Annotated in this window: 17 protein-coding genes; 8 read left to right on the forward strand and 9 right to left on the reverse strand. The window is 66.8% G+C overall.

The window, feature by feature from the left end:
* Positions 1 to 86 precede the first annotated feature (86 nt).
* Genes C2868_RS12155 through C2868_RS12165 form a run of 3 tightly spaced genes read right to left on the reverse strand, consistent with a single transcriptional unit; the run spans position 87 to position 3,168 of the window.
* Positions 87 to 1,133 carry a glycosyltransferase family 4 protein gene (locus tag C2868_RS12155; RefSeq protein ID WP_103663411.1) on the reverse strand — a complete coding sequence of 349 codons (1,047 nt, stop codon included), beginning with the start codon at positions 1,131 to 1,133 and terminating at the stop codon, positions 87 to 89.
* A gap of 8 nt (positions 1,134 to 1,141) precedes the next feature.
* Positions 1,142 to 1,960, reverse strand: a complete 819-nt coding sequence (locus C2868_RS12160; RefSeq protein WP_036298092.1) for an ABC transporter permease — start codon at positions 1,958 to 1,960, stop codon at positions 1,142 to 1,144.
* Positions 1,960 to 3,168, reverse strand: a complete 1,209-nt coding sequence (locus tag C2868_RS12165; protein ID WP_100812370.1) for a polysaccharide ABC transporter ATP-binding protein — start codon at positions 3,166 to 3,168, stop codon at positions 1,960 to 1,962. The genes C2868_RS12160 and C2868_RS12165 overlap by 1 nt, the downstream gene beginning before the upstream one ends.
* A 192-nt stretch (positions 3,169 to 3,360) precedes the next feature.
* Between C2868_RS12165 and C2868_RS17485 the strand changes: the two genes are divergently transcribed.
* Genes C2868_RS17485 through C2868_RS12185 form a run of 5 tightly spaced genes read left to right on the forward strand, consistent with a single transcriptional unit; the run spans position 3,361 to position 8,666 of the window.
* Positions 3,361 to 4,212, forward strand: a complete 852-nt coding sequence (locus tag C2868_RS17485; protein WP_157814023.1) for a hypothetical protein — start codon at positions 3,361 to 3,363, stop codon at positions 4,210 to 4,212.
* A complete protein-coding gene (locus tag C2868_RS12170; RefSeq protein ID WP_157814024.1) occupies positions 4,209 to 5,339 on the forward strand; it encodes a glycosyltransferase family 4 protein in 1,131 nt (376 codons plus the stop codon). Before C2868_RS17485 ends, C2868_RS12170 begins: the two co-directional genes overlap by 4 nt.
* Positions 5,336 to 6,508: a glycosyltransferase family 4 protein gene (locus C2868_RS12175; RefSeq protein ID WP_181003464.1), complete on the forward strand. Its 1,173-nt coding sequence runs from the start codon at positions 5,336 to 5,338 to the stop codon at positions 6,506 to 6,508. Before C2868_RS12170 ends, C2868_RS12175 begins: the two co-directional genes overlap by 4 nt.
* Before the next feature lie 8 nt (positions 6,509 to 6,516).
* A complete protein-coding gene (locus tag C2868_RS12180) occupies positions 6,517 to 7,671 on the forward strand; it encodes a glycosyltransferase family 4 protein (protein WP_181003465.1) in 1,155 nt (384 codons plus the stop codon).
* Positions 7,668 to 8,666, forward strand: a complete 999-nt coding sequence (locus C2868_RS12185) for a glycosyltransferase family 2 protein (RefSeq protein WP_157814025.1) — start codon at positions 7,668 to 7,670, stop codon at positions 8,664 to 8,666. The genes C2868_RS12180 and C2868_RS12185 overlap by 4 nt, the downstream gene beginning before the upstream one ends.
* Here the strand turns inward: C2868_RS12185 and C2868_RS17490 are convergent.
* Positions 8,663 to 9,862, reverse strand: a complete 1,200-nt coding sequence (locus C2868_RS17490; RefSeq protein ID WP_181003466.1) for a glycosyltransferase — start codon at positions 9,860 to 9,862, stop codon at positions 8,663 to 8,665. The two genes, C2868_RS12185 and C2868_RS17490, sit on opposite strands and share 4 nt — an antisense overlap.
* 108 nt (positions 9,863 to 9,970) lie before the next feature.
* Between C2868_RS17490 and C2868_RS17265 the strand changes: the two genes are divergently transcribed.
* On the forward strand, positions 9,971 to 11,281 hold the full coding sequence (locus C2868_RS17265) for an O-antigen ligase (protein ID WP_146048064.1): 1,311 nt from the start codon (positions 9,971 to 9,973) through the stop codon (positions 11,279 to 11,281).
* The gene (locus C2868_RS12200) at positions 11,278 to 12,429 is read left to right on the forward strand and encodes a glycosyltransferase family 4 protein (protein WP_100812376.1); all 1,152 of its coding nucleotides are present in this window, start codon (positions 11,278 to 11,280) and stop codon (positions 12,427 to 12,429) included. The genes C2868_RS17265 and C2868_RS12200 overlap by 4 nt, the downstream gene beginning before the upstream one ends.
* Here C2868_RS12200 and C2868_RS12205 read toward each other — a convergent pair.
* The 5 genes from C2868_RS12205 to C2868_RS12225 all read right to left on the reverse strand — a co-directional run bounded on the left by C2868_RS12205 (position 12,426) and on the right by C2868_RS12225 (position 18,191).
* Positions 12,426 to 13,016, reverse strand: a complete 591-nt coding sequence (locus C2868_RS12205; protein WP_157814027.1) for a low molecular weight phosphatase family protein — start codon at positions 13,014 to 13,016, stop codon at positions 12,426 to 12,428. The two genes, C2868_RS12200 and C2868_RS12205, sit on opposite strands and share 4 nt — an antisense overlap.
* Positions 13,017 to 13,020: 4 nt before the next feature.
* Complete coding sequence (locus C2868_RS12210) at positions 13,021 to 14,871, reverse strand: polysaccharide biosynthesis tyrosine autokinase (RefSeq protein ID WP_103663412.1); 1,851 nt, start codon at positions 14,869 to 14,871, stop codon at positions 13,021 to 13,023.
* An 82-nt stretch (positions 14,872 to 14,953) separates the two neighbouring features.
* Positions 14,954 to 15,787: a phosphatase PAP2 family protein gene (locus tag C2868_RS12215; protein WP_100812379.1), complete on the reverse strand. Its 834-nt coding sequence runs from the start codon at positions 15,785 to 15,787 to the stop codon at positions 14,954 to 14,956.
* Positions 15,780 to 16,934: a glycosyltransferase gene (locus tag C2868_RS12220; protein ID WP_100812380.1), complete on the reverse strand. Its 1,155-nt coding sequence runs from the start codon at positions 16,932 to 16,934 to the stop codon at positions 15,780 to 15,782. Before C2868_RS12220 ends, C2868_RS12215 begins: the two co-directional genes overlap by 8 nt.
* Positions 16,935 to 17,045: 111 nt before the next feature.
* On the reverse strand, positions 17,046 to 18,191 hold the full coding sequence (locus tag C2868_RS12225) for a glycosyltransferase family 2 protein (RefSeq protein WP_100812434.1): 1,146 nt from the start codon (positions 18,189 to 18,191) through the stop codon (positions 17,046 to 17,048).
* Between the two features lie 190 nt (positions 18,192 to 18,381).
* On the opposite strand from C2868_RS12225, the gene C2868_RS12230 reads away from it, so the two are divergent.
* Entirely contained in the window at positions 18,382 to 19,593 is a 1,212-nt protein-coding gene (locus tag C2868_RS12230) for a glycosyltransferase family 87 protein (protein ID WP_100812381.1), read from the forward strand.
* Positions 19,594 to 19,646 lie beyond the last annotated feature (53 nt).

Consider the following 19,646-nt stretch of genomic DNA (forward strand, 5'->3'; position numbering starts at 1 on the left):
ACCGTATCCGCCCGCGCACCACGAATGATTCAGCATCCGATCGACCAACCGAGCGAGACGCCGCGGTTCCGAGCCAGGGGCCGGGCTCAGCGCTCCCGACGGTAGACCGCCTCGTACGCCGCGACAACCGATGAGAGGGCGAATGCCTGCGACCGCTCACGGCTCACCTCCGCGAGTCTCGCGCGCTCGTCGTCCTCCGTCAGCACTCGAAGAAGCGCGCCACCGAGTGAATCGAGGTCACTGAGCACGCCTGCCCGACCCTCATCGGTGACATACCGCGCACCGACGTTGGGTGTCGCGACCACGGGCACGCCGCACGCCATCGCTTCGGCATACGGAATGCCGAACCCCTCGTACTCTGACGGGAGACAGAACACCCATGCCCGCTGATACGCCTCGACGAGCTCAGCATCCGTCAGCTCCCCGAGCACAGTGATGCCCGGCCCGGGGTCGTCCGGTGCGTCACGGCAGACCATCTCGAGCCGGGCGTCGGGGAGCGCGGGAAGGACATCGCGCTGGAACACCTGTGCGAGCGAGCTCCCGCGCTTGCGGTTGCCCCACGTGCCAACGAAGAGGACGGTGGGAGCGCCCCCCCGCCTCGCCGGGTCTGGCCGGAAACGCCCCGTGTCGACACCGTTCGGGATGACGCGCCGCACCCAGGGCATCCATCGTCTCGTCTGCGGCGAAACGGCGACGGTAGCGTCCGCGACGAGCGAAGCGAGCACCTCGGTCAGTCCGAGCAGGAGCATCCGCAGCTTCTCTTTGAACCCCGGGATGCGCAGGGCTTCCTCGAACCCGGTCCCGTGCATGGTGCGCACATGGGTGGGCACGCGGCGGCGCCACAACCAGTAGTCGTCGCCGTGGGCGTGGATCACGTCGTACGAAACGAAATCGACGCGCCGGAGCGCGCGCGCGAATCGAAAGGTCTGGAGATTCCCCGACAGCTTGATCTCACGATGGCCGTATAGCGCCCCATCGACCGGCGGACAAGCCGAGAACATGTCGACATGGTGCCCGTTCGCGACGAGGGCGTTCGCCAACTCGTGGGCTTGATAGCCAACGCCGATCTTGCTGCCGCTGGGCAGGTAATACGAGATCATCGCGATGCGCAAAGGAGCGCCCTCCGCCGCCACCGGCGCGCCTAGATGATGTCCGCGAACGCACGCTCCGCGCGTTGGAAGATGATCAGTCCCACGACGATGCTGACGAGCGCGGCGCCGATGAGACTCAACACCTGCCAGAGTTCCGGGGCGGACTGCCCGAGGAGCGACCAGCGATAGCCCTCCATCAGCCACGTGATCGGGTTGATATTGAAGAGCCAGAGGAGGTCAGGCGGCACGGCTTCGAGCGAATACGCGATGGGCGAGCCATACATGAGCACCTGGAAGACCCAGGGCAGGAAGTATGCGACGTCGCGGTACTTGACCATCCCCGCCGAAGCCGCGAGGCCGATTCCCATGGCGAGAACCGCTGTCAGCAGTACCCACAGCGGAAGCGCGAGGATCGGCCAACCGGGATTGATCTGGAAGGCGAACAGCAGCACGACGAAGAGACCGAAGGCTATGAGGAAGTCGAGCATGATCGAGATCAGCCCGGACAACGGCACGATCAGCCGGGGGAAGAACACCTTGGAAACGAGCGACTGGTTGGCGACGAGAGACGATGCCGCACCGTTTGCGATGTTACTGAAGAGGTTCCAGCCCAGCTGCCCGGCGAAGGCGAAGATGAAGTAGGGCACTCCGCCGCTGGGCAGTTGGGCGATACCGCCGAAGACGATCGTGAAGACACCGGCCGATACGAGGGGCTGCACGAAGACCCAGGCGACGCCCACCGCCGTCTGGCGGTAGCGGAGCAGGATATCCTTCTGGCCGAACCGGAAGGCGATCTCGCGCGCCGCCCAGAGCTCGCGCCAGTTCGGCATGTTGAACTTGCCCGGAGGCGTGACGATCGTGCGGTTCATCAACGGGCCTCGTACTCAAAGTCGGCGAGCACCATGCCGTGCGCAAGGGCGTCATCGGTGGTGAGCTCAGGATACGGACTGTGCTCGATCACCTCGATGACGTCGGCACCTTCCCATGCGTCGAAGACGCCCGACTGGCAGACGAACACGTCGACGGTGTACCGACCGGGCTTGAGCCACAGGTTCTTGATCCGGAGCACGCCCGACTGCTCGTCCGACGGATCGAACCACTGGCCGGTCAGGCGGGAATCGCACTGCACGACGACCGCACCGTTGACGTCGGTGATGTGCGCCGACACGAAGTACTTACCGACCACATCCACGTTGCGCCCGACGGTGAACTCGATGACCTTGTCGTCGTCAGGCTCTTGCGTCTGCTCGGTCACGGCGACGCGCGAAAGGCGTAGCTGTCCGGAACCTGGACGCTTGTGCGCATCCAACTGTTCGAGCTGGAACTTCTCGAACGTGTCGCGATAGTGCTTGATCGCCCCGTCCACGGTGCCGTAATACCCGAGCGTGCCCTTGTCGAGGAACATCGCCGAGGTGCAGAGCGCCGTCACGGTGTTCATCTGATGGCTCACGTAGAGCACTGTGCGACCGTCACGCGCGACGTCGCGCATCTTCGCGAGCGACTTGGCTTGGAATTCGGCGTCGCCCACGGCGAGAACCTCGTCGATGGCGAGAATCTCGGTGTCGAGGTGCGCCGCGACCGAGAAGGCGAGTCGCACGTACATGCCCGACGAGTAGCGCTTCACCGGTACGTCCAGGAACTTCTCAACCCCCGAGAAGTCGACGATCTCGTCGAACCGACGCTTGATCTCCTTGCGGCCCATGCCCAGCAGAGCGCCGTTCTGATAGATGTTCTCGCGTCCCGTCAGCTCCCCGGAGAAGCCGGTTCCGACCTCGAGCAGCGAGCCGACTCGTCCTCCGAGGTCGATGATGCCGCCGGTCGGCGCGGTGATCCGGGTGAGCAGCTTCAGCAGCGTGCTCTTGCCTGCTCCGTTGCGACCAACGATGCCGACGGCTTCGCCCCACGGGATCTCGAAAGACATGTCCCGCAGCGCCTCGAAGTCCTCGAAGTGCGTCCGCGTCAGCGGATGACGGATGCGGTTGATGACCGCGGTCGTGATGCGGTCGACATGTTCACCCGCCACCTGAATGCGGTACGACTTCGACAGGTCGGACACAGTGATCGCGCTGTCAACCATTCGGCTCTGATCCCCCAATAAGATGCCACCGCGGCCCCGGAGCAACCTGAGCGCACGCCGATCAACGATAGCATCGCACGAGGTGCATCGATTCCTCCGGGATCCGCGACGGGCACGTTTCCACGGCGAGGCATACGATGTGCGTGTGGCCGAGCGCGAGCGCGAGATCACACATCACACCGAGGAGAGTACGTGCGTCTGACGGGATACGTCCTCGCCGCCGACCCCTGGTGGATCGAGGAGAGCGTCCTGTCCTACTACGACGTCGTGGATCGCCTCGTCGTCTCGTACGACGAGAACGCCACATCGTGGTCAGGCGGACCCATCCCCGTCGAGGAGTGCTTGCGACGACTACGCCGTATCGATTCCGCAGGCAAGCTCGACTTCGTACCCGGGTCATTCGCCCGACCCGATATTCACGCGCTCGAGGCCGAGACACTTCAGCGATCCCAGGCGCTCCGACGGGCATCCGCTGACGCCGACTGGGTCATCCAGCTCGACAGCGACGAGGTCGTCGGGAATCTGGAGACCTTCGTCGCCTGCATAGAGGAGGCCGAGAGACATGGTGCCGGCGGCCTCGACTACCCGTCTCGCTACTTCATGGGTCGATCGAGCAGCGGCCGACTCCTCGAGACATCGACAAGGTGGTGGCGTCCCTACGCGCACTACCCGGCGCCGATGGCCGTCCGCGCAGGCAGCCGACTCGTCCATGCACGTCAGGCGGAGGTCGCGCTGTACCGAACGGACTTCCGTCCCGATTCGACAAGCCCCCTCCACGCCCGTGACGCCGTCGTGCATCGCGTGATCCCGGTCGAGGCCGGCATCCGGCACTATTCGCGGGTGCGCAGCCAGGACTACATGGAGCGCAAGTCCGCATGGTCGGCGCACGCCGACTACTACGCGCGCGAGCTGGCGCGATGGCGCACTCGACAGGATCACCCCATCGCCGCCGTCGTCGCGACGCCCTTCGCGAAACCCACCGAACGATTCCGATTGACTTCGCTTCCCCCACAGCAGCGCTACTGGCGGGGAGAGTTCGATTGAGCAGCGGCACGGTCATCGTGAACAACAGCCGCGAGACATACACGACATCGCACAGTGGCGCCATCGCGACCTGCATCCTGGAAGTCGTTCGCGTAGCCGGTGAGGATGCGCCAACCGTGATCTCGCGCAAAGGGCCCGGATCACCCATCACCGGCTACCCCCTCGTCTACGTGCCCTCGAAGAGCGGTCCGCACGGCCGCGTCCGAGAACAGATCCGACGCGCGCGCCGCCGCGTCGACGGTTGGGCCCGCCCGGACCAGCGCGAATACGCCCGCGATGTCCGTGCGGCGCTGCGCGTGCTCAACGCGCGGCAGATCATCGTGAACAACGATCCGGAGGTCGCGGTCGCCCTCGCCCGCGCGTTTCCCTCCGCACACGTCGTGCACTGGTTCCACAATCTGGAACTCGCAGGAGACCGATTCCGGCGGAGATTCGCCGCGAGCAACATCCGATCGGTGGCGGTCAGCCGGTATCTCGCACGCGCGGTCGAGGCAGCGTATGGGTTGACGCCGTTGAGCGTCTCGCACGTCTTGAACGGTGCTTCGTTCAGCGAAGCCGTTCCCTTGCCGACCGGTAATCTCACGACCATCGGCTTCGTGGGACGAGTGGCGGTCGAGAAGGGCGTCGATGTCCTGCTGGCCGCCTGTCTGGAAATCGCGGAGTCCCGCCGCGACTTCCGAGTCCAGCTTGTCGGGGACACCAACTGGGGTCGGTCGGACGGGGGCCCGTACAGCCGGCTGATCGACGCGCAGGCCGAGGAGCTGAAGCACGCGGGAATCGAGGTCGTTCGCCTGGGCCACCTCCCTCGCAAGAGCGTTCCCGGTGCGATCGCGGCGACGGACATCCACGTCGTCCCCTCGCGGTGGGATGAACCGTTCGGTTTGACCACTCTCGAAGGTCTGGCTCTCGGAAGAGCTGTCGTCGTCAGTGCAACCGGCGGCTCGCCGGAGCTCGTCATGGATGCCGGTGTGCTGTTCCCCCGCGAGGACCCGTCCGCGTTGGCGCGCGTGCTGAGTGCACTGCTGGACGACCCCCAGCGACGGGCGGATCTCGCGTCACGCGCGCGCGAGCGTGCGAACGAGCTTTCGTGGCAGCAGACGTGGGAGACGCTGAGGGGCGGACCGTGACGCCTATCGACATCACGTTCGTACTTCCGGAGGATGAGCGCTACTCCACGTCGGGCGGTGCGATCGCGACCGTCACCCGTGAACTGGTGATAGCTCTCGATCGGCAGCACACATCGACATCGGTGATCAGCCCACGCTCGCAATCACCAACTCCGTATTCGGATGGCCGAGTCGACTGGCTGGCCGGTACCGGCGACCTCCCGATCGCCCGACGGGCGTGGTACGCCGCGTGCGGACGTATCCGGCGAGCACACGGCGCGTGGCGACCACGGTATCTGCGAGAGGTCGCGCAGATCCTCACCGACACGAATCCCGACGCGGTCGTCGTAGCCAACGACCCTCAGTTCGCCGGGCTGTTGGCACGGCATCATCCGGGGCGCACCGTTGTGCTCTGGCTGCACAACTATCTCGTGGGTGCCCCGGCGAGGGCCCTGCGCGACCTGCCCGCGACGGTCCGGATCGTCGCGGTGAGCGATGCCGTGCGCCGGTGGACCGCCGAGCAGCAGGAGCTCGATCCCGCTCGCATCTCCGTGATCCACAACGGTGTCGACACCGCCCGTTTCCACCCGGGGCCGTCGGAGCGCGCGCCCGGTCCGATGCGCGTCGTCTGCCATGGGCGGATAGACCCCAACAAGGGCTTTCTGGTGGCGGCTGAGGCCGTGGCCGCGCTTCGCGCCGCCGGTCGCACGGACATCTCGCTGACCATCATCGGTGGTCGGCGCACGTTCGGCTACGACGAGAGCGCCGTGGATGACTACATGCGGGCGCTGGAGGACGCCGTGGGCCGCGCCGGCGGCACGTTCACCGGCTGGATGCCCGCACACGACGTTCCGGAGGCACTGCGCGCGTTCGACGTCGCCTGCGTCCTCCCCCTGGTTCCCGACCCGTTCCTCATGGCAGGGCTCGAGGCGATGGCTTCCGGGTGCGCTGTCGTCGCTGTTCCGCTCGGGGGTGTCGCCGAATGGGTCGGGGACGCGGCGATCATCGTCGAACCGGACGCGACGAGCGTCGCACGCGCGCTCGAGTCGCTGGCGACCGACCAGGACATGCTGGACGCCGCGAAAGAGGCCGCAACGGCGCAGGCCGCTCGTTTCACCTGGGATGTCGCGGCGGGCGCGCTGACGACTCTGCTGCGGCACGACCCGGGAACGATCGTCGAGCCGACATGAGGATCGCGTTGGCGACGAGCTCCTTCCTCCCCCGCGTGGGAGGCGTCGAGGAGCACGTCTCGTTCCTTGCTCACGAACTGAGGTCCAACGGCCACGCGGTCACCATCTGGGCCGTCGATCAAGGCGATGCCACCCCCGCGGACGACGACGGGACGCCGTTGCGCTATCTGCCCACTCCGCTGCCCAACCGTTCGTTGCGCGGGCTTCTGAGTTGGGCCGTGTCTGCTCCGCGGGCCTGGCGCGCCTGGCGAAGGGCTTACCGCCTGGACCGACCCGATGTCATCGTCATCCAGTGCTTCGGAGCGAACGGCCCCTACGCGACGCTTCTCGCGCGCCGCACGAACACGCCGCTGATCTACAGCAATCACGGCGAGACGTTCATGGACGCCCACGGGGCGTTCGACGCGTCGGCGTTGATGCGCCGATCGCTGAGGCGCACCCTCGCGCGCGCGGCGGCCGTCGTATCCTGCTCACGGTTCGCTGCCGCAGACCTCGCTCGTTTCGGCGCATCCGTGCCCCCGACCGTCGTCGGGAACGGCATCGACCTGGACCTGTCGAGCGAACCCGTGGACGCCCCGCTTCCCGCTCGCTACCTGGCGGGCGTGGGACGGCTCGTCGAGAACAAGGGATTCCATCACCTCGTCGGCGCCTATGCGGAGGCCCACACGGACCCCGCGCTTGCTGGTGTCGATCTCGTCATCGCCGGGGACGGCCCCGAGCGGGGGCCTCTGGAAACGCTCGCTGCCCGATTGGGGGTGGCGGAACGTGTGCACTTCGTCGGATCCCAACGGCGAGCGCAGATCCGGGCTCTCCTGGACGGCGCGGTCGCTCACGTCGTCCCCAGTCGCGTCGAGGCGTTCGGAATCGTCGTGCTCGAAGGCTGGAGGTCCGGCATACCGGTCATCGTGACGAAGCACGGAGGGCCACCGGAGTTCGTGACCGATGATGTAGACGGTCTCCTCTTCGAGCCCCGAGACATCACCGAACTTGCACGCCTGCTTATTCGCGTAGCATCCGAACCGGTCGTGCAGAGGCGGCTCGGGCGCGCCGGGCGCGCATCGGCACAACGATTCTCGTGGCGAGCGGTCTCGGATTCCTACGAGGATGTCCTGCGAGCCGTGACCGCCGAGGCACCCGCAGACCGATGGAGGAGACCCGAGTGAATCCCGAGCAGACAACGGTTTCCGTCGTCATCATCACGTATGCCCGCCCGGACTACATCGCGGAGTGCATCCGCCACCTCCGAGCTCTCGAAACGGCGCCGCACCAGATCATCGCAGTCGACGGCTCGCCGGACGCGCGTACGCGCGACCTGATCGCCTCGGATCACCCCGACGTCCTGTACCTGCGCAACGATCTCGGCAAGGGCACGATGTCGGAGTCCCGTCAGATCGGCCTCGCTGCGGCGACCGGCGACATCATCGCCTTCATCGACGACGACGCCTACGTCGCCGAGGATTGGATCGACCGTCTCGTCGCTGCGTACGCGGACCCTTCGGTCGCCGGCGTCGGGGGGAGGGCCGACAACGGCATCCCGGGTGAAGATGCGGTGGGATTGGCCTCGATCGGACGGCTTCTGCCGAATGGCGATATCACCGGCTACTTCGCCGCAAACCCCGGACGACGGATCGACGTCGACCATTTCCTGGGAGCGAATCAGACGTACCGTCGGGCCGTTCTGCTCGAACACGGCGGCATCCGCGGGAACTACCCCGGAACCTGCTTGCGCGAGGAGTCGGACACCTGCCTGCGGCTTCGTGCCGCGGGGCTACGACTCATCTTCGACCCTGCCGTTCTGGTCCGGCATGTCGCGGCTCCGTACCAGATCGGCGGTAAGCGCTTCGACCGCCGCTACCTCTACTATTCGCGTCGCAACCATGTCATGCTCCTGGCCCGTGTCTTCGGATGGCGAAGCGCGTACCTGCCACGGTACGGCCGGACCGCGCTCCGCCAGCAGCGGCACTACTACGCGCAAGTTGCCCGATTCATGCTGCGCGGCGTCGATGAGGACGGCGCGAGAGTCTCCCTGACGCGGCGGCTGACGGCACCCGTGATCCTCAGTCGCTCCGCAGTCGAACTGGCAGGCCTCGCGGCCGGGGTCTGGGCGGGATGGGACGGACGTCGCCGTGACCGTCGGGCCGGGGTGGGGACGCCCTAGTCTCCGCGGCCGAGCGCCTCCAGCCACACGCGTGCGACGACCGACCACGTCCGTTCGATCGAGAAGCGATCACGGATATCCCGGTGAGCTCCCCGAACCATGGAGGCAGAGTCACCGGGATGCTCGAGCATCCACGAGATCGCGACAGCGAGTGCTCCTGCGTCTCCGGGGCGCACGAGCAGCCCGAATGCACCCCGGCGGACTCCATCCGCGATGACGGTCGACTCCCGTCGTGGGTCGAGGATCTCGCCTACGCCGCCGCCGTCCGTCGCAACGACCGGGGTCCCCACCGCAAGCGCCTCGACGATCACCTGTCCGAACGGCTCGGGAACGGGCGAAGCATGCACGAGCAGGCCGAGCTGGCGGAACTCCGTCGCGGGTGAATCGGACCAGCCCGCTTGCTCGACGCGGTCGGAGATCTCGGAGTACGCGATCTGCCGGGTGAGCGCGGACGCGTACGGAGCGTCCTCGAAGAGCGCTGTCCCCACGATGCGGAACCGCAATCTCGGATACACACGCGCAACGCGCTCCGCAGCCTCGACGAACTGCTTCTGGCCCTTCGTCGCTCCGACGCGCCCGACGATCCCGACCGGTCCGCGGCCCGGCGAGCGTTTCGGACGCGCGAACACGGATGCCTCGAGCCCTGGGTACGCAACGGCGACACGACCGGCGGGCAGACGCCCCGCCGTGGCGGCCGTCGCGACGGAGTTCGCCACGATGCGACGCGGCCCGATCCGTGCGAGCAGCCGCAGCGCGATGGCGATCGGCGCGGCGAGATAGTCGAAGGCCAGGCGATCGTGGAGGTGCCACACCCAGCGTCGTCGACCCGCGACGACTCCCACGAGCACGGCGGCTTTGAGCGAGTTGGCAACGATGAGATCCGGTGCGATCTCTCGAATGGCGCGTCGCAGCCTCCGAGAGAGCGACAGCGTGCCAAAGAAGTTGCCGGCGGCTCCTCCGAGAGATGCGACCTGAGCGCGGGTCACACGAACGGCATCGCCCCCGTCCAGCACGCTGAGCGGGAAGCCCGCCGCGCGCACTTCGTTCGCGAAGCTTCCGTCGGCCATCGTCAGGACCCGGATCTCAAATCGGCCATCGGCTGCCGCGATCAAGCGCAGGAGGGCACGCTCGGCGCCGCCGAGCTCGCCCGTGTGGGACACGACGAGCACCGAAACCGGCTCGGTGTTGTGTTGCACGTCCGCGCCCCTCCCTCTGCCGACCCGTACTCCGACATCGATCACACCACATCCGCACGAGCAGCATGCGGCCAAGCGGAATCCGTCTCCGCTCCGTACCATGGGGACGTGCGCACCCTGCTCCCCTCCGGTACGGTTCCCACCGTCGTGCGGGGAGCGGCGGGCATCGCGGCGATCGCCGCAGCGGGTGTGCTTGCCGGATACCTGAGCGGACGTTACCCCGAGCTTGCGGTCCCTGCCGCGATCGTCCTCTTGCTGCTGGCCATCGCGTTCATCGACCTGACGTATGTTCTGGTCATCGGCTTCCTGGCGAGCGTCCTCGTCTTCGTGCGCGCGGGCCCGATGAGCGTCGCGGATCTCGCCCTCGGACTGGCGATGATCGTCGCGCTCCTCATGATTCGGGGCCGTGGAGTGAAGACGCTGCAGCCGCTGCTCTGGGCAGGCGCGTTCTACCTGGCGTTGACGCTGCCCCAACTGGTGCTCAATCGTTACACCGAGAACTACGTGGAGTGGGCGCACGAGGTGCTGCTCGTCATCGGCGCCGCCCTCGTCGGCTTCGTGATCGGTCGGGAGGGCAAGGCGAGGCTCGCTCTCTCGTTGTTCGTCGTCCTGTGCTCCGTCATGGCGCTCTTCGCCATCGCCTCGAACCTGACAGGCGGCGGCGGATATGTCGGACCGTGGCATAAGAACGCGATCGGCGCCTTCCTGATGTACGGTGCGATCATCGCGTTCGCCAATCCCCCGTGGATGGGTTGGAGACCGATCTGGGCGTACGCAGCCTTCGGTCTCTGCGGTCTCGGCATGCTGTCCTCTCGCCAGGCCCTCGTCGGGACGCTGATCGGCGTGCTGATCATCGGCACGCGCCCGCGGTTCCACAACGGGAAGCGCTCGCGGTGGATGCCGCTCCTGCTGATCCCCACCGCGTGGTTCATCTACCTAGCCGTGGTCGAGCAGCTCACCGAGGACAACCCGTTCAACTCCGCCTCACAACGCCTGCTCTGGTATGTCGACTCCCTGGCCGTCTGGCTCATGTCTCCGATCTACGGTGTCGGGCACCGCTGGTGGACGACCGGGCATACGGGATACGGCGGCTTCCAACCGCCGAATGCCGAACTCGAAGTCCTCACGACGACGGGAATCCTTGGACTCATCGGCTTCCTCGGGATGTTCGGGGCCGCGATCTGGCTGCTGTGGCGCATGGATCCCGTATACGGAACGATCGGATTGGCGACCGTCGTCGCCCGTCTCGCGCAGGGCCAGCTCGACCTCTATTGGGTCGCGGGTCACGCTTCGCTCCTGTGGATCGTCGCGGGGATCTGTTACGGCGTGAAGGAGCGCGATCGCGCCGAGGGCATCGTGCGCACACCTCACCCCGTGCAGACCGTCTGGCGGCGTACACGAGGGGCCCGTACCCGATGAATCCCGTCGTCCACGCGATTACACCGGGAGATCACTTCTCCCCTCGCACGGGGTCGGCGATCCCGACAGTGGTGCACGGGCTCGCGGGAGCCGCGACGCGGGCGCAGGATGCCGAACACACCGTTCTCCTCGACGCGGCGACCTTCCAGCCACGCTATCCCTCCGCTGCGATCCGAGAGTACGAGGGAGCGCCCTATCCTGGTCGCGCGGCTCGTGCGGTGGACGCCGCCCTGGGAACCTTGGGGCTTCCCCGACCATCCGCCGCGCGTGCGTTCCAGCCGCTCGCCGATGTCATGAAGGGCATCGAGCGGTCGATCGTGCTCGCCCACAACGCACCTGCTCTGCCGCGCTTGCTGAGGGCGCAGGAGCACGACGTCGTGTTGTATGCCCACAACGACATCCTCCGGACGATCGGACACGCGGAGGCACGGCGTTCCCTCGGGGACGTGCGTGCGATCGTGTGCGTGAGCGAATTCCTTGCCGACCGAACAGTCGCACGCTTGCCTCGTGACCTCGCCGCTCGCGTGCATGTCGTCGCGAATGGCGTCGACATCGATACCTTCCATCCGGCGGCGCAGACCACCTCGGGGACCCGTCTCCGCGTCATGTTCGTCGGCCGAGTAGTACCAGAGAAGGGAGCAGACATCCTTCTGAAGGCTGCCTCCCGGCTGCAGCGCGACGACATCGAGATCGTCATCGTCGGAAGCGCCGGCTTCGACCGGGAGGCCCCCCTGACCGCCTATGAGTCCTCCCTGCGGGACCACGCGGCGAACGTGCGTGGTCCCGTCGTCTTCGAGAGGTTCGCGGACCGGGCTCGAGTCCCGGAACTGCTCAGGACAGCCGACGTCTTCATCGTGCCCTCCCGGTGGGCGGAGCCGAGCGCGCTCACCGCCGGCGAAGCACTCGCGACCGGACTCCCCGTGATCGCGGCCCGGACCGGAGGCATCCCCGATGTCATCGGTGATGCCGGCATCATCGTCCCCCCGGATGATCCCGGATCCCTCGCCGAGGCGCTCGACCATCTCGCCTCCGACTCGGGGGAGCGCGCTCGCCTGGCCGCTTCCGCGCGTGCCCGCGCGGAATCACGCACCTGGGGATGGGCGTGGGGGCAGCTGCGGTCAACACTGGACCGCGTCTCATGCCCCTAGCGGACGCGGGAGATTCCGTCGACGATCACCTCGACGTTGGCGGCGACCTCGGCGATCATGCTGTGCCAGGCCGCGGCCGGAAGACCGACCGGGTCCGCCACATCATCGGCCTCGTCCGATCCGATCAAGGACGTTCGAGGTCGATCGGCGGCCACGGTGTCGAGCCAGGGACCCAGGTCGACTCCGGGTGGACGAGGGTTCTTCTCGATCCATCGGGCGAACTGCTTCACCGTGAAGATCCGCGGCCAGGCATCCGGGTCGGCGACCACGAGTTCGCGCGCCTGCTCCCGCGCCATCGCCAGCACGAGATCGAATCCGCGGAAGTCAGCGAGGTCCACCTCCCGACTGCGGTGCGCGTCGAAGTCCAGCCCGTACTGGGGCGCGAGGAGGCGACCGGTTTCCGGCATCGGTCGACCGCCCCGGATAAGTCCTCCCGACTCGAAACGGACGGACCCCTCCCCCGCGCGTTGACGCGCGATCGCGGCCGCATAGGGGGAGCGGCACTGGTTGGCTTGGCACACGATCAGCACGTGCGCGATGCCCGGCTCGGGGTCCGGTGACCTGACGGGGAATGAAAAGCTCAGCATGCCCCTATTCACGGACTCGAGGGGTCTGGGGGTCATGAGATGGTGCGGCTGAATCGCCCCGGGCTGCGGACCCGGACAGATCTGATTCCGCATCGGCATGCTCCGGGGCGTCGCCTGTCGACAACTCTTCGGCCGCTAGGTCATCCTCGTCATCGAAGTCGTCGAAGTCCTCGAAGCTCTCATCGAGGAACTCATCGTCTAACTGCCCGTCGTCCGTCGCCTCACCCGTCCCGACTCGACTGCGCCTCAACGGCGCCTCCTCGTCATCCATCTCGCTCCGGGATACGGGGCCGACCGCCGACGGAACGGGGGACAACGACGGCGTGCGCGACACATCCTTCTCGTCCGCGAGGTAGTAACTCGCGTACGACTTCGGCAGCTTGCGGCGACTGCGGTTGACGACGACGCCGATGACCTCCGTGCCCGCGGCACGCAGCGCGTCGATCGTCTCTACCAGGCGCCCGCGGTCCGTGCGGTTTGCGGACGCCAGGACGATCGCGCCATCGGTATGTGCCGCGAGCAGCGCGGCATCTGTGATTCCGATCGCCGGCGGGGAATCGATGATGACGATATCCGCGAGCGTCCGAAGCTGAAGGATCAGGCTTCCCAAGATCGGCGTTGCGAACAGGTCCGCCGGCTCTGCAGGTTCCGCGCCCGAAGGCAGGATCGTGAGCCTTCGGTACCGGGTCGAGTTGAGCCGAGACTCGACCGACCCGACCGCGAGGTCAGCGCCGTCTTCGTGCTCTTCGAGGATATCGCTGAGGCCTTCACCGTCAGCCGCGTCACCGAAGTAACGACCAAGATTCGGTCGCCGCAGGTCTCCACCGACCAGAATGACCTTTTTGCCCCCTCTCGCCCATGCGAGGGCGAGATTCGCCGAGACGAAGGACTTGCCGTCGCCCGGCTCCACGCTCGTCACAACGAAAGCCGCCCCTCTTGCCGGCAGAGAAACGGCGAGATTGGAACGCAGCGTCCGCAAACGTTCGCTGAGGTCCGTCCGCTCGTTGTGCGCCACCGGCAATGGCGGGTCCAACCGGCCGAGCTTGCGGTCCCAGCTGAGCTCGCCGATGGATCGCACACCCGTCAGCGCTTCCACTTCGTCCTCGCCTCGGAGCCGGTCATCGAACTGGTCGCGGATGAGCACGATGGCGACCCCGATGACGAGACCCGTCAGCAGCGCGAGCGACAAGATGACGAGAGGGGTGGGTACCGTCAGCTCCCCGGGATAGGGCCCAGCGACCACCGTCGTATTACTCGTTCCGGCGTTTGTGAGCACCTCTATGGCACCGGTCGCAGACGTCATCTTTGACAGCTCGGTAGCCAGGTTGACGTTGGCGATCGGATCGCCGGGGGCCGCCTCCAGTTGGGCTTGGATATTGCGAACCTCGGCGATCGCGTCCTGCTGTCGATCCTGCAGGGAGGTGAGCGCGGATGCCATCTGTGCGTCGACGTAGGCCTGGTAGGAGACCAGGACGGCCTGAACTCGCGACTGGGCCACGTCGGGAGTGGGTCCTTGGGCCGAGACGGTGATTCGGACGAGTCGTTCGTCGCTCGTCGCCTCGACGAGGACCGCCGAAGCAAGCTCGTCCGAGGTATCTCCGAGCGAGGCCGCAGCCGGATCGAGAACAGCGGCCGACGTCACGACGTCCGCATCGAGTTCGACCGATATGCCACCGATCTCGCCCGCGAGAGCCGCCTGCGTCACGGCGGAATTCAGTCGGACGATTCCCGCGCTCTGGTACGAGACGGTCCGCAGCTGCAGGTACGCGACAGCGGTGACAAGTGCGATGGCGATCACCGCGACGATCGTCCACTTGCGCTTCCACAGCACGTCCAAGACCTGTCGAAGTGTCACCTAAGTCCCTAGCCCCCTCCGTTCTCAAGCACACGCGCGAGAACGCCCACTAATACAACCATACGTACCCTGGAGATCCCCGCTACGATGTTGCGGCCGTTCGGATGGGGTGTTGATCGGCCAGCACCACCGCCATGACGCCGCCCACCGTCAGTGTCACTGACGAGGCGATCACGTCGAGGATCGGTATAGTTCCGGCGAGACCTGCCGCCAGCACCGCCAGCGCCATCGCGTAGAGGGCCGCACCGACGAGAACGCTCCCGCTCCCGAGAAGACAAACCACGGCACGCGCGCTCGGAAAGCGGACGCGCTGCGAACCGAGAATCGCCGACGTGGCTCCGGCGAAGGCACCCACCATCAGCGCGCCACCGAGGATGTCACTCGCGCGATGGGCGAAGGACAGCAGCGAAGCCATCGCGATGAACACGGCGACCGATCCCATGACCAGAACTACGATCGGGCGCAACCAGCGCGGTCCGAACCAGATGGTCGCCACGACGGCGGCCAGCGCGACGGCAGCGTGCCCGCTCGGAAAGGTCTGGTAAAGATACGCCTGTTCACCGAGATCAGGGCGGGGCAGGCCCGACTTGAGGAGAATACCGGCCACCGCTGTCGCTCCGATCAGCGCGCAGCCCGCGATCGCTGCAACCCATCGACGACGGATGATGCACTCGACACCCGCGACAGCGGCAGCGCCCAAGAGGGCCAGAAGCAGGAGGTCTCGTGCTCCGTATACGGCAAGCCACCCCTCGCCGCGGAACGTCGGGAAGGTGCCAAGGGACGCGGCGTCCAAGGCTTGCCCCGACGGTGTGAGAATCGCGGTCGCGTAGAGGGCGATGAAACCGACGGCGCACACCGCGGCGAGTATCGAGGAGCGGACACGAGAGGGTCTGAGCGCGACCGGGCGGTCAGCCACGACCGATCTCCTCGGAGACGATCTGCCTGAGCCGGTTGGAGAACCGCTCTTCGGAGAACGTATCGGCATGGGCACGGATGCGTTCTGCATCCCAGTCCGCGGAGATGGCCTGTTCGACAGCGGCGCTGACGGCATCCCGATTCACGCGGTCGAAGAACACACCGTTCACCCCCTCCTCGACTGTGTCGAGGTAGCCACCGTCGCGGAGGGCGATGGTGGCCTTGCCGAATGAGGCCGCCTCCAGCGGCGAGAGACCGAAGTCCTCATAGGAGGCCGCGACCAGGCCCGACGAGTTCTCGTAGAGCCAGCGCAACCGGGCATCGGAGACACGTCCGAGGAGATGTGTCCCACCGACGGCACGCGCGAGCGTCTCGAGGCGCGCGTGATCGGGACCGGTGCCCACCACGACAAGGTCGATGTCGGGCACCGCGGCAACGGCCTCGATCACGACGTCGACGTTCTTGTACGGCAGAAGACGCGCGACACAGAGCACGAAGGGCCGCTCGATGCCCGGCACCGCTTCGGGCGCGGCCGAGCGGTCGAACGGCGCGGGCGGCGGCGGGAGGACCTCGGCGTCGATCCCGTAGACATCGCGAACGGCCGCCTGGACGACGCGAGAGTTGACGAGATAGCGGTCGGCCGATGCCGCAGCGGCCTGGTCCCACCTCCGAAGCCCCGGGCCCAGGATCGACGTCGCAGCGGAGACAGCACGGGACCGTAGTCCTCGAGAGCCGGGGTCACCCGCGTATCGATCGGCCTGGTAGAGCCACCGGGCCGGCGCATGGCAGTAGACGATCTTCCGTCCGCTGGTGGGGATCCCGTGGGCCCAGCCGCTCGACGAAGCCACCAGCACATCGGCGTCCACGTGATGACCCGAAACTGCCCGCGCGAGGAAGGGCAATGCCAGACGATGGTGTCGACGCAGCACCCCCCACCGGTTCACCTGCATCGTGCGCACATCGATCGAGTCGAACTCGGGGAATGTCGCCGACGGATCGTACAGCGATGTGTGCAAGGCAGCCCGGGGGAACGTCCGAGCGATCGCGAGCGCGACTCGCTCGGCCCCGCCACGTTGGGTCAGATAGTCGTGCGCGACCGCGATGGTCAGTCCGTCGACGGGCTGGATCGTCGTGTCGTCCGAGGTCATGCGCCCTCCGGTTCGCGATCGTCCCCGATCGGATCGCAAGCCCTCACCTTACTCAGGCCGCCCGCGGCTCGGCCACCACGGTTGTCCTCGAAAGATCCCTCACCCTCGGGGCTAGAGTTCGCCGGGCTGCATGACCTGCTCATCGATCTTCACGACAGCCTGCCGGAAAGCCGTGGTCCTGGCGTCAGCCTTCGTCGGCGCGTAGACGACGAGGGAATGGAACACGAAGCGAGCGAAAAAGGCGACGACGAGCGTGATCCCCGTCGCGAGCACGCTCGAGATGTGCAGGTTTTCGACGATGAGCGCCAGGATCGGAATCCGGATGACGGCCTCGACATTGTTGAAGCCGAACGACTTCGCGAACCGTGACCACACGCTCGACGCCTGATCGCGCATGTCGTGGAACACGAATCGCTCGATGAGGATGAAATTCCCGATGATCGTCAGCTCTGCGGCGATGATCGCGGCGACGATGTAATCGACGTTCATCGCCGTCAGGAGCCAGACGATGAGCACGTTCGCCACCGCGCCGAGTCCGCCCACGATCGCGAACAACGACATCTTGCCGAACCTCAGCGTCGCGAGCTGCGTCAGGAAATGCAGACCCTGGCGCAACGACGCCTTCGACTCGCCGGCATGACGGCCCGCGAAGTCGAAGGGCACCTCCGCGATGCGCAGGCTCTGTCGTGCCAGGAGCTCGAGCAGGATCTTGAACCCACGAGGCCTCAGCCCCTCGAGGTCGATCGCGCGCCGGTCGATGAGGTAGAAGCCGGTCATCGGGTCGGTGACGTCGTGCAGACGCACCGGGAACATCGCCCGCGTGACCATGGTCGAAGCCTTCGAGACGAGCACACGGGTCTGGTCTGCGAGCCCACCCGCTGTCCCCCCGCCGACGTAGCGTGATGCGATGACGACGTCCGCGTCTCCCCGCTGGAATCGCTCGTACAGCTCCCGAATCTTCTCCGGTGGGTGCTGCAGGTCGCCATCCATGACGAGACATAGATCGGATGCTGCCGCGGCATACCCGTCGATCACCGCACCACCGAGACCGCCGACAGGACGAGCGCGGTGGATGAGTCGGACGGGTAGCTGCGCCGTGGCTGCGACCGTACGCACCATCTCGGGGGTGTCGTCGGTGCTGTCATCGACGAAGATGACCTCACAGTCGATCCCCCGGACAGCGGCTTCGATGCGACGCACGAGCTCCGCCACGTTGGGCGCCTCATTGAACGTCGGAACGATGATCGAGAGTTCGATGAGCGGCCCCCTACGCCTGCGCGCTCCTCCCCGTGGAGCGACGGATTCCATAGTGGCATGACGACCAACGCCGGCGAAAGCCGCAAGAACCTGAAGCGAACCGCCCCATGATGCGACGTGTCGCGGGACCTCGTCGGGCCGATAGCGTAATCGCGGGTGCTCACCCACGCACTGAGAACGGGGATCGCTCATGTCCGACCGCATATCGAACATCGTGCGCGCGGTGCTCTGGCTGGCGGTCCTCGCCGTCGGCGCGCTGCTCACGGAGCAACGATTTCGCAGCGCGATCGCGGGCGACCCCGGGATCGATCTGGCGGTTTTCGTAGATGCTGCCCGGTACGCCGCGTCGGGACAGAGCGTCTATTCCGCAGAAGGGTACGTGTACCTGCCCCCCTTCGCCTGGCTCATGATTCCCTTCGGGAGCCTCGAGTCGGCGATCGTCCCGTGGACGGTCTTCTCGCTCGCCGCGTGCTGGGCGACGGTCGCCGCGGTCATCGCCGCCCTCTGGGCCATGCTCAGTTGGTGGCAGCGTCCCCTCCTGGCGGGCGTCGCCCTCGTCACGCTGCTTTTCAACAGCGTGACGGCCCTCCAGCTGTGGCTCGGTCAGAACGACGTCCTCGTGATGTTTGCAGCGTCTCTGGCGGTCCTCGCGGCGTCTCGGCAGAGGGCGGCCCTGTCTGCTGTCGGGGTGGTCGGTGCGGCCCTCTTCAAGACATGGGCCGCCGGCCTCGGCCTGTGGCTCCTCCGAAGGGGAGCACCGCGCCCCGCTCGCGGCATCCTCGTCGCGGCGATCTCGGCGGCTTCCGTCCTCCTCATCATCACCGTCGTCGGCGGCCCGTCCACCGTTCCCGACTGGATCAGGCGGACGATCGATTTCAGCGATCAGCAGCTGCTCGCGTACTCGGTGTGGGGGGTGGGGCGACATCTCTTCGGGGCGCACCAGCCGGTCGGGGCGATCGTCAGTTGGACCCTCGCAGTCGCCGTCGTGGCGCTACTCGTCCTGATCCTGAGACGGCCCGGGACCGACTCGCTGGCCATGTGGAACGTCGCCGGCGCGGTCATCCTCCTCATCCCCGTTTCGCACCTCGGTTATCGCCTGCTCATGCTTCCGCTCGTCTGGGTCTGGGTCGCCCATCTGCTCGCGCGCCCGCGCATGCCGTGGTACTGGGTCATGACAGCGATCAGCGCGGTGTTCTTCGGGGTGACCTTCCGCTGGACGCCCCTCGACAGCAGCAGCAGCGGAGAGCCTCCGCAACTCGCCATCGTGATCCTCGCTGCGTTGGTGCTTCTCGCGGCCTCCGTGTGCACGGCCGCGTTCGTCGTCGAGCAGCGCTACCCGATGCGGTGGCGACGTGTCCCGCGCACGGCGATCGAGCCGCGCCCGAACGGCCCCGCTTCCTGAGCGCCCCAGCGTCACTGGCGTCGGCTGACGAGACGTCGGCCGCGAGAATCGCG

It is taken from the genome of Microbacterium sp. CJ77, from assembly GCF_002911615.1.
Taxonomy (GTDB): domain Bacteria; phylum Actinomycetota; class Actinomycetes; order Actinomycetales; family Microbacteriaceae; genus Microbacterium.